The following is a 16,441-nucleotide window of genomic DNA, read 5'->3' as shown; positions in this document are numbered from 1 at the left end:
GTGCCGGCGGTCCACGCCCACTACACCAGCACGCGTTCGATGCCGCCGTCGTTGGCGCGTTCGACGTAGTCCGGCAGCCAGTCGGGCCCGAGGATCTTGTTCGCCATCTCGACGACGATGTAGTCGGCCTCCAGCAGGCCATTGTTCAGGTCGCCGGTGTAGCGCGACAGGCCCTGCAGGCAGCTCGGGCAGGAAGTGAGGATCTTCAGCGTGCCCGTGGCGGGCACGGCGCCGGTGGCGCGCAAGGCGGCCTCGTCACGCTGCAGTTCCTCCGTCTTGCGGAAGCGGACTTGCGTTGAGATGTCGGGCCGCGAGACGCCCAGCGTGCCGCTCTCGCCGCAGCAGCGCTCGCTCTTGCGCACGTTCTCGCCGACAAGCGCCTTCACCGTCTTCATCGGCTCCTGCAGCTTCATCGGGCTGTGGCAGGGGTCGTGGAAGAGGTAGCCGCCGGCGGCCTGGCTCGCGTCGAGCGTGATGCCCTTCTCGAGCAGGTATTCATGGATGTCGACGATGCGGCAGCCGGGGAAGATGTCCTCGAACTTGTAGCCCTGCAGCTGGTCGTAGCAGGTGCCGCAGCTGACCACCACGGTCTTGATGTCCAGGTAGTTCAGCGTGTTGGCGACGCGGTGAAAGAGCACCCGGTTGTCGGTGATCATCTTCTCGGCCTTGTCGAACTGCCCGCTGCCGCGCTGCGGATAGCCGCAGCAGAGATACCCTGGCGGCAGCACCGTCTGCACGCCGGCGTGCCAGAGCATGGCCTGCGTCGCCAGGCCGACCTGCGAAAAGAGCCGCTCCGAGCCGCAACCGGGGAAGTAGAACACCGCCTCGCTGTCGGCGGTGGTCGCCTTCGGGTCGCGGATGATCGGGACGTAGTCCTTGTCCTCGATGTCCAGCAGCGCGCGCGCGGTGCGCTTGGGCAGGCCGCCGGGCATCTTCTTGTTGATGAAGTGGATCACCTGCGCCTTGATCGGTGCGGTGCCCACGGTGGCCGGCGGCGCGGCGGTCTGCTTGTTGGCCAGGCCGCGCAGCAGGTTGTTGGCGAAGCGCTGGACCTTGAAGCCCACGTCGACCATGCCGCGGCGCATCAGCCGGATCGTCTCGGGGTTGGTGGCGTTGAGGAACATCATCGCCACCGCATTGCCCGGCCGGAAGCTCTTCTGCCCCATCTTGCGCAGCAGGTTGCGCATGTTCATCGAGACGTCGCCGAAATCGATCTTCACCGGGCAGGGCGACAGGCACTTGTGGCAGACGGTGCAGTGGTCGGCCACGTCCTCGAATTCCTGCCAGTGCTTGATGCTGATGCCGCGGCGCGTCTGCTCCTCGTAGAGGAAGGCCTCGATCAGCAGCGAGGTGGCGAGGATCTTGTTGCGCGGGCTGTACAGCAGGTTGGCGCGCGGCACGTGCGTCGCGCACACCGGCTTGCACTTGCCGCAACGCAGGCAGTCCTTCACCGAGTCGGCGATCTGGCCGATGTCGCTCTGCTGCATGATCAGCGACTCGTGCCCCATCAGGCCGAAGCTGGGCGTGTAGGCGTTGGTCAGGTCCGCCTTCAAGGCCCCGCCGCGCAGCAGCTTGCCCTTGTTGAAGCGGCCCTCGGGGTCGACGCGCTGCTTGTAGTCGGTGAAGCCGGAGAGTTCGTCCTCGGTCAGGAACTCCAGCTTGGTGATGCCGATGCCGTGCTCGCCGGAGATCACGCCGTCCAGCCGACGCGCCAGCGCCATGATGCGGCCCACCGCCTCATGCGCGGTCTGCAGCATCTCGTAGTTGTCGCTGTTCACCGGGATGTTGGTGTGCACGTTGCCGTCGCCGGCGTGCATGTGCAGCGCCACCCAGACGCGGCCCTTGAGCACCTGGCCGTGGATCTTCTGGCAGGCGTCGACGATGGGCTCCAGCGCCGCGCCGGCGAAGATGCTCGAGAGCGGCGCGCGGATCTGCGTCTTCCACGAGGCGCGAAGGGTGTGGTCCTGCAGGTCGGTGAAGATCGTGCGCCCGGTGTCGGCCTGCACGAGGTCGAGCTGCGCCATCCAGTGCAGCCACAGCGCACGCACGTCGCGCAGCACCACCAGCGCCTGCTGCACGCGGTCTTCGAGCAGTTCGGCGCTGGCGATCTCGCCGGCGTCGTCACTCCTGCCCAGCGGCAGGTTGCCCTCGACGAAGAAGGCCTCCAGCGCATCCACCAGCGCCAGCTTGTTGCGCAGGCTGAGCTCGATGTTGATGCGCTCGATGCCCTCGGTGTACTCGCCCATGCGCGGCAGCGGGATCACCACGTCCTCGTTGATCTTGAAGGCGTTGGTGTGCTTGCTGATCGCCGCGGTGCGCTTGCGGTCGAGCCAGAACTTCTTGCGCGCATCGGCGCTGACGGCGATGAAGCCCTCGCCCGCGCGGCTGTTGGCGATGCGCACCACCTCGCTGGTGGCGCGCGCCACCACGTCGGCGTCGTCGCCGGCGATGTCGCCCACCAGCACCATCTTCGGCAGGCCGCCGCGCTTGCTCTTGGTGGCGTAACCCACCGCCTTCAGGTAGCGGTCGTCCAGGTGCTCCAGGCCGGCCAGGATCGCCCCGCCGCGCTTGGCCTCGGCGAACATGAAGTCCTTGATCTCGACGATCGAGGGCACCGCGTCGCGCGCGTTGCCGAAGAACTCCAGGCACACCGTGCGCATGTGCGCGGGCATGCGATGCACGACCCAGCGCGCGCTGGTGATGAGGCCGTCGCAGCCTTCCTTCTGGATGCCGGGCAGTCCGGCGAGGAACTTGTCGGTGACGTCCTTGCCCAGACCTTCCTTGCGGAAGGTGCTGCCCGGGATGTCCAGCCGCTCGGTGCGGATCGGCGTCTTGCCGTCGGCGGCGAAGGTGCGCAGCTCGAAGCTCGCGACCTCGACGTCGTGGATCTTGCCGAGGTTGTGGTTCAGCCGCACCACCTCGAGCCACTGCGCCTGCGGCGTGACCATTCGCCACGAGGCCAGGTTGTCCAGCGCCGTGCCCCACAGCACCGCCTTCTTGCCGCCGGCGTTCATGGCGATGTTGCCGCCGATGCACGAGGCTTCGGCCGAGGTCGGGTCGACGGCGAACACATGGCCGGCACGCTCGGCGGCATCGGCCACGCGCTGCGTGACCACGCCGGCTTCGGTCCAGACGGTGGCCACCGGGTGGTCCACACCGGGCAGGGTGACCATCTCGACCTCGGTCATGGTCTCCAGCTTCTCGGTGTTGATGACCGCGCTGTTCCAGGTCAGCGGCACGGCGCCGCCGGTGTAGCCGGTGCCGCCGCCGCGCGGGATGATGGTCAGGCCGAGTTCGATGCAGCCCTTGACCAGCGCGGCCATCTCGGCCTCGGTGTCGGGCGTGAGCACGACGAAGGGGTACTCGACGCGCCAGTCGGTCGCGTCGGTGACGTGGGCCACGCGCGACAGGCCGTCGAACTTGACGTTGTCCTTGGCCGTCACGCGGCCGAGCACCCTGACGACGCGGCGGCGCAGCTCGGCCATCTCGTCGAACTGCTGCTCGAATCGCTCCACTGCCGACCGTGCCGACACCAGCAGCTCGCCGACGAAGGCATCGCGCTCGCCGTCCGCCTGTGGCGCGCGGCGCGACTCGATGGCGCCCAGGCGGTGATGCAGGGCCTCGATCAGCGCGGCGCGGCGCTTCGGGTTGTCCAGCAGGTCGTCCTGCAGGTAGGGGTTGCGCTGCACCACCCAGATGTCGCCCAGCACCTCGTAGAGCATGCGCGCCGAACGGCCGGTGCGGCGCTCCTCGCGCAGCCGGTTGAGCACTTCCCAGGCGCGCGGCCCGAGCAGGCGGATGACGATCTCGCGGTCGGAGAACGAGGTGTAGTTGTAGGGGATCTCGCGCAGGCGGGGCGCGCCCGCGTCGGCCGCGGCACCGGCGCTGGCGACGGCGGCCATGTGGGTCAGGGAAACGGGTGCGTTCATGGGGACCGGGGGCGCCTCGGCCCCCGTATTGGCGCTTGGAGGCGAATCGTAGCGCAGTGCAGCAATCCCCTTGGCCGGCCCGGGCCGGCGCGGCGGGTTATCCCCGTTGCCTCGGCGAGCGCCCGGGACCATAAACGCGGCTGTCACATCGCCAGCCTAGACTGGCCGGCCCGCCGCCCGGCGCGTCACATTTCCCTCACGGAGCCGTCATGAAGCCTTCTCGCCTCGCCCTTCCCTGCCTCGTTCTCGGCGCCGCCCTGGCCGGCCCGGCCCAGGCACAGACCGAGATCCAGTGGTGGCATTCGATGGGCGGCGCCCTGGGCGAATGGGTCAACGACCTGGCCAAGGAGTACAACGCCAGCCAGAAGGACTACAAGATCGTGCCCACCTTCAAGGGCAGCTACGACGAGTCGATGACCGCCGCGATCGCCGCCTTCCGCGCCGGCAACGCACCGCACATCCTGCAGGTCTTTGAGGTCGGCACCGCCACCATGATGGCCAGCAAGGGCGCCATCGTGCCGGTGGGCAAGGTGATGGCCGACGCCGGCCAGAAGTTCGACCCGAAGATCTACGTGCCCGCGGTGGCCGGCTACTACACGGCGCCGAACGGCCAGATGCTGAGCTTCCCGTTCAACAGCTCGACGCCGGTGTTCCACTACAACAAGGACGCCTTCAAGGCCGCCGGCCTCGACCCCGAGAACCCGCCCAAGACCTGGCCGGAAGTGACCCTGGCCGCGGCCAAGCTCAAGGCCAGCGGCCACAAGTGCCCGTTCACCACCAGTTGGCAGAGCTGGACGCAGCTCGAGAGCTTCTCGGCCTGGCACAACGTCGAGTTCGCCACCAAGCGCAACGGCTTCGGTGGCCTGGACACGCGGCTGGCCTTCAACACGCCGCTGCACGTGCGCCACATCGAGAACCTGGCCAACATGGCCAAGCAGGGCCTGTTCGTCTACAAGGGGCGCGGCAACGCCGCCGACGCGACCTTCGTGTCCGGCGAATGCGCGATGGCCACCGCCACCTCGGCGCTGTACGGCAGCATCAAGCGCAACGCCAAGTTCGCCGCCGGCATCTCGACGCTGCCCTACTACCCCGACGTGCCGGGCGCGCCGCAGAACACCGTGATCGGTGGCGCCAGCCTGTGGGTGATGTCGGGCAAGAAGGCCGCGGAGTACAAGGGTGTCGCGCAGTTCTTCGCCCACCTGTCCAAGGCCGACGTGGCCGCCGCCAGCCACCAGCGCACCGGCTACCTGCCGGTCACGCTGCCCTCGTTCGAGCTGACCGAGAAGAGCGGCTTCTACAAGCAGAACCCCGGCACCGACGTCTCGGTGACGCAGATGATCCGAAAGACGACCGACAAGTCGCGCGGCATTCGCCTCGGCAACTTCGTGCAGATCCGCACCATCATCGACGAGGAGATGGAGAACATCTGGAGCGGCAAGAAAGGCGCGCAGGAAGGCATCGAGGCCGCGGTCAAGCGCGGCAACGAACAGCTCGAGCGCTTCGAAAAAGCGAACAAGAGCTGAGACATCTTGGCCGTCGAGAAGCGCGTTCTCTTCAAGAGCTGGTGGCTGCCCTGGGTGCTGATAGCACCCCAGATGGCGGTCATCCTGGTCTTCTTCTTCTGGCCTGCGGGCCAGGCGCTCTACCAGAGCGTTCTGCAGCAGGACGCCTTCGGCACGACGACCGAGTTCGTCGGCATGCAGAACTTCCAGCGCCTGTGGGAGGACGAGACCTACCTGGCCTCGTTCAAGACCACCGCGGTGTTCTCGGTGCTGGTGGCGGGTTGCGGGCTGTCGATCGCGCTGCTGCTGGCGGTGATGGCCGACCGCGTGGTGCGCGGCGCGGCGATCTACAAGACGCTGCTGATCTGGCCCTATGCGGTGGCACCGGCGGTGGCCGGCGTGCTCTGGCTGTTCATGTTCGCGCCCTCGGTGGGCATTGTCAGCTATGCGCTGCGCGCCATGGGCTTCGACTGGAACCACCTGCTCAACGGCACGCACGCGATGGCGCTGATCGTGATGGCGGCAGTGTGGAAGCAGATCTCCTACAACTTCCTGTTCTTCCTGGCCGGGCTGCAGAGCATCCCGAAAAGCCTGATCGAGGCGGCGGCGATCGACGGCGCACGGCCCTGGCGGCGCTTCTGGACCATCGTGTTCCCGCTGCTGACGCCCACCACTTTCTTCCTGCTGGTGATCAACATCGTCTACGCCTTCTTCGACACCTTCGCGATCGTCGACGCGGCCACCAACGGCGGGCCGGGCAAGGACACCGCGATCCTCGTCTACAAGGTCTACTACGACGGCTTCAAGGCGCTGGACATGGGCGGCTCGGCGGCGCAGTCGGTGGTGCTGATGGCGATCGTCGTGGCGCTCACCGTCGTGCAGTTCCGCTACGTCGAGAAGAAAGTGCAGTACTGATATGGCCCCCCAGTCGCTCATCGCTCCTGCCCCCAAGGGGCGCAGCTCCGGCTTGAGGCGGCTCGGCGCCGGAGCCTGACATGGTCGAACGCGACAAAGTCGGCCGAGCGATCTCCCACCTCGTGCTGATGCTCGGCGTGATCGTCGTGGCTTTCCCGGTCTACGTGACCTTGATCGCCTCGACGCAGACCTCGGAGCAGATCGTGCAGCAGGCGCCGATGTCGATGGCGCCGGGCGGGCACATGCTGGAGACCTACCGCATCGCCCTGTTCGGCGGCACCACCAGCTACGGCAGCAAGGTGGCGCCGGTGGCGCCGATGCTGTGGGTCAGCCTGGTCAGTGCCGTCAGCATCGCGCTGGGCAAGATCGCGATCTCGCTGCTGTCGGCTTTCGCCTTCGTCTACTTCCGCTTCCCCGGCCGAGGGCTGTGCTTCTGGATGGTGTTCATCACGCTGATGCTGCCGGTGGAGGTGCGCATCGGGCCGACCTACGAGGTGGTGTCGAACCTGGGCATGCTCAACAGCTTCGCCGGGTTGACGGTGCCGCTGGTCGCCTCGGCCACCGCGACCTTCCTGTTCCGCCAGTTCTTCCTCACCGTGCCCGACGAACTGGTCGAGGCAGCGCGCATCGACGGCGCCGGCCCGATGCGATTCTTCAAGGACGTGCTGGTGCCGCTGTCGATGACCTCGATCGCGGCGCTGTTCGTCATCCAGTTCATCTACGGCTGGAACCAGTACCTGTGGCCGCTGCTCGTGACCACCGACGAGAGCATGTACCCCATCGTGATGGGCATCAAGCGCATGTTCGTCGGCGGTGACGCGGCCAACGAGTGGAACCTGATCATGGCCACGGCGATCCTCGCCATGCTGCCGCCGGCCTTCGTCGTGCTGCTGATGCAGCGCTGGTTCGTCAAGGGCCTCGTGGACACCGAAAAATAAGAGAAGGCAGTCATGGGCGCGATCAGCATCCACAAGGTCGTCAAGCGCTACGGCAGCGGGCCGAAGGCGAACCAGGTGATCCATGGCGTCGACGCCGAGATCGCCGACGGCGAATTCATCGTCATCGTCGGACCTTCCGGCTGCGGCAAGAGCACGCTGCTGCGAATGGTGGCCGGCCTCGAAGAGATCTCCGACGGGCAGATCTCGATCTCCGGGCGCGTCGTCAACGACATCGAGCCGAGCGAGCGCGACATCGCGATGGTGTTCCAGAACTACGCGCTGTACCCGCACATGACGGTGTTCGAGAACATGGCCTATGGCCTGAAGATCGCCAAGGTGCCGGTGGAGGAGATCAAGCGGCGCGTCGACAAGGCCGCCGGCATCCTGCAGCTCGGGCCCTTCCTCGCGCGCAAGCCGCGCGAGCTGTCGGGCGGCCAGCGACAGCGCGTGGCGATGGGCCGCGCGATCGTGCGCCAGCCACAGGTGTTCCTGTTCGACGAGCCGCTGTCCAACCTCGACGCCAAGCTGCGTGCGCAGACGCGGCTGGAGATCCAGAAGCTGCATGCCGAACTCGGCGTGACCTCGCTGTTCGTGACCCACGACCAGGTCGAGGCGATGACGCTGGCGCAGCGCATGATCGTCATGAACGCCGGCCGCATGGAGCAGATCGGCACGCCGGAAGAGGTCTATGCGCGGCCCGCCACGACCTTCGTCGCTGGCTTCATCGGTTCGCCGCCGATGAACCTGGTGAAGGGCCAGGCCGACAGCTCGCGCTTCACCGTCGACGGGCAGATCCTGCCGCTGCCGGCTGCCGCCCCGCGCTCGGGCGAGCTGATCATCGGCCTGCGCCCCGAACACGCCGCGCTGCGCCCGGCCGGCGGCCTGGGCTGGCCGTTCCGCGTCGAGATGACCGAGATGCTGGGCGCCGAGCGCCTCGTGCATGGCCTGATCGGCAGCACGCTGTTCACCGTGCGCATCGACGCGACGCTGGGCGCGCCGCGCGTGGGCGAGACACTGACACTGCAGGGCCCGCCCGAGCACCTGCACTGGTTCGACGCGGCGACGCAGCAGCGCATCGCCTGACCATGCAGGCCATGGACCCCTGGCCCTACCCCCTGTGGATCGCCCACCGTGGCGCGGGCAAACTGGCGCCGGAAAACACGCTGGCGGCCTTCCGCATCGGTGCCGCGCACGGCTACCGCGCCTTCGAGTGCGACCTGAAGCTCAGTGCCGACGGCCAGCCATTCCTGCTGCACGACGCCACGCTGCAGCGCACGACACCCGAGCGCGGCACGGCGGGCGAGCGCCCGTGGAGCGAACTCTCGCGTCTGGACGCCGGCGGCTGGCACAGCCGGGCGTTCGCCGGCGAGCCCATCCCGAGCCTGGAGGCGGTGGCCGCCTACTGCCTGCGCAACGGATTTGCGCTGAACATCGAGATCAAGCCGACGCCGGGCGACGAACTCGAGACCGGCCGCGTGGTGGCGCGCGAGGCCGCGCGGCTGTGGGCCGCCGACCGCACGGGCGTGGCGCTGCCGCCGCTGCTCAGCTCCTTCCGCCCCGAGTCGCTGCAGGGTGCGAAGGAGACGGCCCCGCAACTGCCCCGCGCGCTGCTGCTGGACACGTTGTGGAGCGGCTGGTTCGACATCGCCCGGGGGCTGGGCTGCGTGGCCTGCGTGACCAACTACAACCTGATGGACGCGGGGCTGATCGCACAACTGCACGCGGTTGGCATGCGCGCCCTCGTCTACACCGTCAACGATGCCGCCGAGGCGCAGCGCCAGCTGCGCCTGGGCATCGATGGCCTGATCACCGACGCGGTCGACAAGTTCTCGCCCGGCACCTCAGTGCTGGACTGAACTGGCCAGCGCCGTGCCCAGCGGCTCCTCGATGCCGCGCACGCGCGCATAGACGCGGGTGCTGCGCACCTCGCCCGTCGGCGTGAGGCTGTCGCCGCGCAGCAGCGCCTCGAGCGTGAAGCCGGCGCGCTCGGCCACCTTCCAGCTCGCCGAGTTGCCGTCGTCGGTGCGGATCTCCACGCGCCGCGCGCCGAGGCGATCGAAGGCCAGCCGCGCGAGGCCACGCGCCGCCTCGGTGATGTAGCCGCGGCCGCCGAACCCCTTGCGCCGCCAGTAGCCGATCTCGAAGCTGCGCAGCGACCAGTCGATGCGGTGAAGCCCGGTGCCGCCGAGGAATCGCCCTTCCCGGCCCAGCACGTCGCGCTCGAACATGAACATCACCAGGTCCTCGCGCAGCAGGTAGCGCGCCTGCATGCGGCGGCAATACGCCTCGGACTCGTCCAGGCTCTTGGCCGTCTGTGCCCAGGGCATCCAAGGCTTGAGCTCGGCCAGCGTCTCGCGCTCGGCCTCGTTCACCGTCGCTCCGTCGCCGGGCTTCGGGCAGCGCAGGATCAGGCGCTCGGTCTCGATACGCTCGGGCACCTCGATCAACAGCGGGTCCATGGCAGGTTCTCCTTTCTTCATTTCGTGGGTTCGGGGACGATGCCGGCGGATTCGGCGCCCAGCCAGTCGTCGTGCTGTTCGGGCTTGGGCAGTTCGCGCAGGTCGCGGATCACCGGCACGCGCGAGGCCACCAGCGCGAGCAGCAGCGCCGTGCCGCCGGCAAAGCCGAGCGAGGCCCGCAGGCCGACGTGCTCGCCCAGCCAGCCGCCCAGCAGCGCGCCCGGTCCGGCAGGGATCAGGATCAGCCAGCGCATCGTGCTCGTCATGCGCCCCAGCAGCGGCTCGGGCGTGACCGCTTGGCGCAGCGCCAGGAAGTTGATGAACACCAGCACCGCGCCGGCCGAGAACATCAGCAGCATCAGCGCGAACGCCGCCACGCCCCAGCGATTGGCCGGCGCGAAGGCGAGCATCAGCCAGCCGGCGCCGCAGATGGCGAAGCCCAGCGTCAGGCAGCGGCCCGGGCCGATGCGCCGGCTGATGCGGTTGCCGTAGACGCTCGCGACGATGGTGCCCAGGCCCATGCCCATGTAGCTCAGGCCGACCGCCTGCTCGCTCAGCCCGAGCGTGCGTGTGGCGAAGAGGATCTGCACCACGATCGCCGCGTGGTGGCACATCTGCCACACGCCGACCGCACAGGCCAGCGCCACCAGCAGCTTCTGCCGCGCGACGAAGCGCACGCCGGTCTTCAGGTCGCGCCAGAAGTGCGCATCGTGCCGCACCAGCCGCTCCTCGTTGACGACGATGCCGCGCAGGATGCCGGCCGACACCAGCAGCAGCACCGCGTCGACCAGCAGCGCGAGCGGCGCACCGACGAGCTTGATCAACGCCCCGGCGAAACCCGGCCCGGCGACCTCGGCCCCCGAGGTGGCCAGCGCGTTCTTCGCGTGCGCCTCGACCAGCCGCTCGCGTGCCACCACCTGCGTGAGCACGATCTGCGCGGCCGAGCCGGCCGTGGTGTAGATGGTGCCGATGACGAAGCCGACGACGTACAGCCAGGGCATCGTCAGCCAGCCCAGCCACCATGCCAGCGGTACGCTGGCCACGACGACGGACAGCGCCGACTCGCCGACCACGTAGACCGGCAGCTTGCGCACGCGATCCAGCCACACGCCGGAAGGCAGCGAGAACAGCACGAAGGGCACGATCTCCATCGCCGTCAGCAGGCCCATCTGGGTGGGCGAGGCATTCAGCAGCACCGCCGCCGTGAGCGGCAGCGCGAGCATCGTGACCTGCCCACCGAAGGAGCTGATCAGGATCGACGTCCACAGGCGACGGTAGGTGGCCTGGCGCAGCAGGTCGTCGCGCGGCAGCACGCCGTCCAGCCATCGCAGCAGCCGCACCAGCGCACTCTCTTTCAGACTCAGCAGCCATTGGGTCATGGTTGCCACCTCTCGTTCTTCTCTCGGCGGGCGCCGGTGGGCACCCTGATGGGTCGTTGGACCCGGTGTGGCGAGGGAATCGAAGGACCCGATCTCCCCGCCGATCTCTCAGCGGGGGCCTCGGTAGAGGCAGGGCTGAGAGGACTAGATGTCGGCGAACGCCCGCTTGAACGGGCGATTCACGGCGCAAAGGCCAGCTGCGGCGGTGGCTGGACGCTGCGATCGCGAGGCCGCAATCGACCACGCCATGCACCACGCACACGCGCCGGTGCCGGCGTGGTGTAGTGAGTGGTGGGCGGTGGTCATGGGCGTCGTGCTGAATGCGATGGAAACATCCTAGCAGCGAGCCGCCGAGACGCGCAATGCGGCAAACGTGGGGGGCGTTGTGCGGCGTTGACGCGAAGCGCGGTGCCACGGCGCGATACCGCCGGTGCCCGGCGCGCGCACCTGAGCAGGCTCGCTTGTGCGACCCGGGGCGTGCCGTGCAGCATCGCGCCGATTCGTACCACCAGGAGCCCGCGTGACGACTTCCTCGATGCCCTCATCCACCGCCGCCTCGCCGCGGCGCGACCTCGTGCTGCTCGCCGTGACCGCGCTGCTCGCACTGGCCTTGCTGCTGCACGGGCCGATTGCCCAATGGGCCAGCTACCACGCGTTCGCGGACCAGCGGCAGGCCTGGGGCATCCCGCATGCCGCCGACGTGCTGAGCAACCTGCCGTTTGCGTTCGCCGGGCTGTGGGCGTTATGGACCGCCCGCGGCGAGCCGCGCACGGGCGCATGGCTGCCGTGGCGCGCCTTCGCAATCGCCCTGGTGGCCACTGCAGCCGGCTCGGCGGCCTACCACTGGGCACCGCACAACGCCTCGCTGGCTTTCGACCGCCTGCCCATCGCCTGGGCCTGCGCCGCGTTGCTGTGCGTATTTCTCGCCGAGCGCCGGGACCCGCGCTGGGCGCGGCCGGCCGTGCTGGCGACCGCGCTGGCGCTGGCCAGCGCGTCGGTGGTCTTGTGGTGGGCCAGCGAACTGGCCGGCCGCAGCGACCTGCGCGCCTACCTGTTCGTGCAGTTCCTGCCCATGCTGATCGTGCCGGCCGCGCTGTGGATGCGGCTGCCTCGGCAGACCCATTCAGCAGTACGGGACAGCGCCTGGTGGGGCGTGCTCGCCGGCTACGCGATCGCCAAGGGCTTCGAACTGGCCGACCATGCCTTGCTGGACGCGCTGGGCGGCTGGGTCAGCGGCCACACGCTCAAGCACCTGGCAGCCGCGGCAGCGGCGGGGTGGATCCTGCACGCGGCGCAGCGCGCCGCGCGGCTCAGCTGCGGTAATCCGCGTTGATCTTCACGTAGTCGTAGCTGAGGTCGCAGGTCCACACCGTGGCGTGGGCCTTGCCGCGATGCAGATCGATGCGCACGGTGATCTCCGACTGCTTCATCACCCGTGCGCCGTCTTCCTCGCGGTACTCCGGGCGGCGGCCGCCTTGATGCACGACGTGCACGTCGTCGAGGAACATGTCGATGGTCGACTGGTCGAGATCGGCGATGCCGGCGTATCCCACCGCGGCGAGGATGCGCCCGAGGTTGGGGTCGCTGGCGAAGAAGGCCGTCTTGACCAGCGGCGAGTGCGCGATCGCGTAGGCAGCCTGGCGGCATTCTTCCTTGGTGCGGCCGCCGTCCACGCGCACGGTGATGAACTTGGTCGCGCCTTCGCCGTCGCGCACGATGGCCTGCGCGAGTTGCTGGGCGACGGCGATGAGCGCCTCGCGCAGCAACGCGCCGTCGCTCGACTCGGCCTGCGCGACCGGCGCGTTGCCGGCCTGGTGCGTGGCGATCAGCACGAACGAGTCGTTGGTCGAGGTGTCGCCGTCGATCGTGATTCGGTTGAAGGAGCGGTCGGCCGCTTCGCGCACCAACTCCTGCATCAGGTGCGGCGCGACCGCCGCGTCGGTGGCGATGAAACCGAGCATGGTCGCCATGTTCGGCCGGATCATGCCGGCGCCCTTGCTGATGCCGGTGATGGTGACCGTGCGGCCGCCGATCTGCACCTGCCGCGACGCCGCCTTGGGCAGCGTGTCGGTGGTCATGATCGCCTGTGCGGCCATGGCCCACTGGTCCGCCTTGGCGTCTGCCAGCGCGGCGGGCAACGCCGCCTCGATCCGCTCGCTGGGCAGCGTCTCCATGATCACGCCGGTGGAGAACGGCAGCACCTGCTCGGCCGCCACCCCCATCAGCGCGCCGAGTGCCGCGCAGGTCGAGCGCGCCCGCGCCAGCCCGTCGGCACCGGTGCCGGCATTGGCGTTGCCGGTGTTGACGACGATGGCACGGATGCCCTGCTCGCCGCCGAGGTGCTCGCGGCAGACCTGCACCGGCGCGGCGCAGAAGCGGTTTTGGGTGAACACGCCGGCCACCGACGCCCCCGGCGCCAGCTTCACCACCAGCAGGTCGCGGCGATTCGCCTTGCGCACGCCGGCCATGGTGATGCCGAGTTCGACACCCGCGACCGGGTGCAGGTCCGCCGGGTTCGGCGCGCTCAGGTTGACGGGCATGCCGTGCTCCGCGAAGGAAATGGGGTCAGGCCAGGCGGCCGTGGCACTGCTTGTACTTCTTGCCGCTGCCGCAGGGGCAGGGGTCGTTGCGGCCGACCTTGGGCACCTCGGCCGCCACGGTGGCGACATCGGGCTCCTCGGAGACGCTGCCGTCCTCGTTCGGGTGCGTGTAGGTCACGTTGCTGATGCGCTCGGCCTGCTCCTCGATCGCCTCGGCAGCCTTCACGGCCTCCTCTTCGCTCTGGATGCGCACCGTCATCATCACGCGGGTGACTTCCATCTTCACCACGTCGAGCAGCTGCGAGAAGAGCTCGAAAGCCTCGCGCTTGTATTCCTGCTTCGGGTTCTTCTGCGCATAACCGCGCAGGTGGATGCCCTGGCGCAGGTAGTCCAGCGCAGCCAGGTGCTCGCGCCAGTGCGAGTCGATCGCCTGCAGCAGCACCATGCGCATGAAAGGTGTGAACTGGCCGGCGCCCACGCGTTCCAGCTTGGCCTCGAAATGAGCGTCGGCGGCCTGGACGACCTTCTCGACGACGTCTTCGTCGGTGATGCTGCTGCTCTGCTCGACCTCGGCGGCCAGCGGCACCTCGACGTGCCACTCCTCGCGCAGCACCTTCTCGAGGCCGGCCAGGTCCCACTGCTCCTCGACGCTGTCGGCGGGCACGTAGGTGCGCACCACCTCGGCCATGGTGCTGGCGCGCAGGTTGCCGATCTGCTCGGTCAGGCTCTCGGCCTCGAGGATCTCGTTGCGCTGCTGGTAGATCACCTTGCGCTGGTCGTTCGACACGTCGTCGTACTCGAGCAGCTGCTTGCGGATGTCGAAGTTGCGCGCCTCGACCTTGCGCTGGGCGCTCTCGATGCTGCGCGAGACGATGCCGGCCTCGATGGCCTCGCCGTCAGGCATCTTCAGCCGCTCCATGATCGAGCGCACGCGGTCACCCGCGAAGATGCGCATCAGCGGATCGTCGAGAGAGAGGTAGAAGCGCGATGAGCCCGGGTCGCCCTGGCGGCCCGAGCGGCCGCGCAGCTGGTTGTCGATGCGCCGCGACTCGTGGCGCTCGGTGGCGATGATGCGCAACCCGCCCTGGGCCACGACGGCCTCGTGCAGGCCCTGCCATTCGTCCTTCAGCTGCTGGGCGCGCCGCGCCTTCTCGTCGGCGGGGATCGCCTCGTCGGCATCGATGAACTTGATCTGGTTCTCGACGTTGCCACCGAGCACGATGTCGGTGCCGCGTCCGGCCATGTTGGTGGCGATGGTGATCACGCCCGGGCGGCCGGCCTGCGCGACGATCTGCGCCTCGCGCTCGTGCTGCTTGGCGTTGAGCACCTGGTGCTCGAGCTTGGCCTTCTTCAGCAGCTCGGACACCTTCTCCGAGTTCTCGATCGAGGTGGTGCCCACCAGCACCGGCTGGCCGCGCTCGTGGCAATCGCGGATGTCGGCCACCACCGCCTCGTACTTCTCGCGCTCGGTCTTGTAGACGAGGTCGAGATCGTCCTTGCGGATGGTCGGGCGGTTCGGCGGGATCACCACGGTCTCGAGGCCGTAGATCTCCTGGAACTCGTAGGCCTCGGTGTCGGCGGTGCCGGTCATGCCGGCGAGCTTGCCGTACATGCGGAAGTAGTTCTGGAAGGTGATCGAGGCGAGCGTCTGGTTCTCGCTCTGGATCTGCACGCCTTCCTTGGCCTCCACGGCCTGGTGCAGGCCGTCGCTCCAGCGGCGCCCGGTCATCAGGCGGCCCGTGAACTCGTCGACGATGATCACCTCGCCGTTCTGCACGACGTAGTGCTGATCGCGGTTGTACAGGTGCTTGGCCCGCAATGCCGCATACACATGGTGCATCAGCGTGATGTTGGCCGGGTCGTACAGGCTGGCGCCCTCGGCCAGCAGCCCGGCCTCCGACAGGATGCGCTCGGCGTTCTCGTGGCCCGCCTCGGTGAGGAAGACCTGGTGGCTCTTCTCGTCGACGGTGAAGTCGCCCGGCTCGATGACACCTTCGCCGGTGCGCGGATCGGCTTCGCCGATCTGCTTCTTGAGCTGCGGCACGACCGAGTTGATGCGCACGTACATCTCGGTGTGGTCTTCAGCCTGGCCGCTGATGATCAGCGGCGTGCGCGCCTCATCGATCAGGATCGAGTCGACCTCGTCGACGATGGCGTAGTTCAGCCCGCGCGCGACGCGGTCGGCGGTCTCCTGGACCATGTTGTCGCGCAGGTAGTCGAAGCCGAACTCGTTGTTGGTGCCGTAGGTCACGTCGGCGCCGTAGGCTTCCTGCTTCTCCTCGCGCGACATCTGCGGCGTGTTCACGCCCACCGTCAAGCCCATGAAGGTGTACAGGCGGCCCATCCACTCGGCATCGCGCCGGGCGAGGTAGTCGTTCACCGTCACCACGTGCACGCCCTTGCCGGAGATGGCGTTGAGGTACACCGGCAGCGTGGCCATCAGCGTCTTGCCTTCGCCCGTCCGCATCTCGGCGATCTTGCCGTTGTGCAGGGTCATGCCGCCGAGAAGTTGCACGTCGAAGTGGCGCATCTTCAGCGAGCGCTTGCTGCCTTCGCGCACGGCTGCAAAGGCTTCGGGCAGCAGCGCATCGAGCGTTTCGCCGTTGGCGAAGCGCTGCCGGAACTCGCCGGTCTTCGCCTTCAGGGCATCGTCGGTCAGTGCCTCGAAGCTCGGCTCCAGCGCGTTGATCTGGGCAACGACGCGCCGGTACTGCTTCAGCAGTCGTTCGTTGCGGCTGCCGAAAATGGAGGTGAGAAGCTTGGGCAACATGCGGCGTCG

At 68.3% G+C, this 16,441-nt stretch carries 11 protein-coding genes; 6 read left to right on the top strand and 5 right to left on the bottom strand.

Annotated elements, in window-relative coordinates; all coding sequences use genetic code 11:
* Nucleotides 1-20 precede the first annotated feature (20 nt).
* Complete coding sequence (locus tag HZ992_RS02755) at nucleotides 21-3,929, bottom strand: DUF3683 domain-containing protein (protein WP_209385173.1); 3,909 nt, start codon at nucleotides 3,927-3,929, stop codon at nucleotides 21-23.
* Between the two features lie 209 nt (nucleotides 3,930-4,138).
* Here HZ992_RS02755 and ugpB point away from each other — a divergent pair, with 209 nt between their 5' ends.
* From ugpB to ugpQ, 5 genes are all read left to right on the top strand, one after another.
* Entirely contained in the window at nucleotides 4,139-5,452 is a 1,314-nt protein-coding gene (ugpB, locus tag HZ992_RS02750) for a sn-glycerol-3-phosphate ABC transporter substrate-binding protein UgpB (protein ID WP_209385172.1), read from the top strand.
* Nucleotides 5,453-5,458: 6 nt separating this feature from the next.
* Entirely contained in the window at nucleotides 5,459-6,346 is an 888-nt protein-coding gene (gene ugpA, locus HZ992_RS02745) for a sn-glycerol-3-phosphate ABC transporter permease UgpA (RefSeq protein WP_209385171.1), read from the top strand.
* Nucleotides 6,347-6,426: 80 nt separating this feature from the next.
* Nucleotides 6,427-7,284: a sn-glycerol-3-phosphate ABC transporter permease UgpE gene (gene ugpE / locus HZ992_RS02740; RefSeq protein ID WP_209385170.1), complete on the top strand. Its 858-nt coding sequence runs from the start codon at nucleotides 6,427-6,429 to the stop codon at nucleotides 7,282-7,284.
* 12 nt (nucleotides 7,285-7,296) lie between these two features.
* Complete coding sequence (locus HZ992_RS02735; protein ID WP_209385169.1) at nucleotides 7,297-8,367, top strand: sn-glycerol-3-phosphate import ATP-binding protein UgpC; 1,071 nt, start codon at nucleotides 7,297-7,299, stop codon at nucleotides 8,365-8,367.
* A 2-nt stretch (nucleotides 8,368-8,369) separates the two neighbouring features.
* Nucleotides 8,370-9,140 carry a glycerophosphodiester phosphodiesterase gene (ugpQ, locus tag HZ992_RS02730; RefSeq protein WP_371816778.1) on the top strand — a complete coding sequence of 257 codons (771 nt, stop codon included), beginning with the start codon at nucleotides 8,370-8,372 and terminating at the stop codon, nucleotides 9,138-9,140.
* Here the strand turns inward: ugpQ and HZ992_RS02725 are convergent.
* Both HZ992_RS02725 and HZ992_RS02720 read right to left on the bottom strand, forming a co-directional pair.
* Entirely contained in the window at nucleotides 9,126-9,743 is a 618-nt protein-coding gene (locus tag HZ992_RS02725; protein WP_209385168.1) for a GNAT family N-acetyltransferase, read from the bottom strand. The genes ugpQ and HZ992_RS02725 overlap by 15 nt on opposite strands.
* Nucleotides 9,744-9,760: 17 nt before the next feature.
* Complete coding sequence (locus HZ992_RS02720) at nucleotides 9,761-11,122, bottom strand: MFS transporter (RefSeq protein WP_209385167.1); 1,362 nt, start codon at nucleotides 11,120-11,122, stop codon at nucleotides 9,761-9,763.
* 520 nt (nucleotides 11,123-11,642) lie between these two features.
* On the opposite strand from HZ992_RS02720, the gene HZ992_RS02715 reads away from it, so the two are divergent.
* Nucleotides 11,643-12,455, top strand: coding sequence for a hypothetical protein (locus HZ992_RS02715; RefSeq protein WP_209385166.1), 813 nt, complete (start codon nucleotides 11,643-11,645; stop codon nucleotides 12,453-12,455).
* Here the strand turns inward: HZ992_RS02715 and argJ are convergent.
* Together argJ and secA are read right to left on the bottom strand one after the other, a co-directional pair.
* Nucleotides 12,433-13,662, bottom strand: coding sequence for a bifunctional glutamate N-acetyltransferase/amino-acid acetyltransferase ArgJ (argJ, locus tag HZ992_RS02710; RefSeq protein WP_209385165.1), 1,230 nt, complete (start codon nucleotides 13,660-13,662; stop codon nucleotides 12,433-12,435). The two genes, HZ992_RS02715 and argJ, sit on opposite strands and share 23 nt — an antisense overlap.
* Nucleotides 13,663-13,687: 25 nt before the next feature.
* Nucleotides 13,688-16,432, bottom strand: coding sequence for a preprotein translocase subunit SecA (gene secA, locus HZ992_RS02705; protein ID WP_209385164.1), 2,745 nt, complete (start codon nucleotides 16,430-16,432; stop codon nucleotides 13,688-13,690).
* Nucleotides 16,433-16,441: the final 9 nt, after the last annotated feature.

The organism is Rhizobacter sp. AJA081-3, from assembly GCF_017795745.1.
Taxonomy (GTDB): domain Bacteria; phylum Pseudomonadota; class Gammaproteobacteria; order Burkholderiales; family Burkholderiaceae_C; genus Piscinibacter.
The sequence above is the reverse complement of the archived record's forward strand: the minus strand, read 5'-3'. Positions and strand labels throughout refer to the sequence as shown.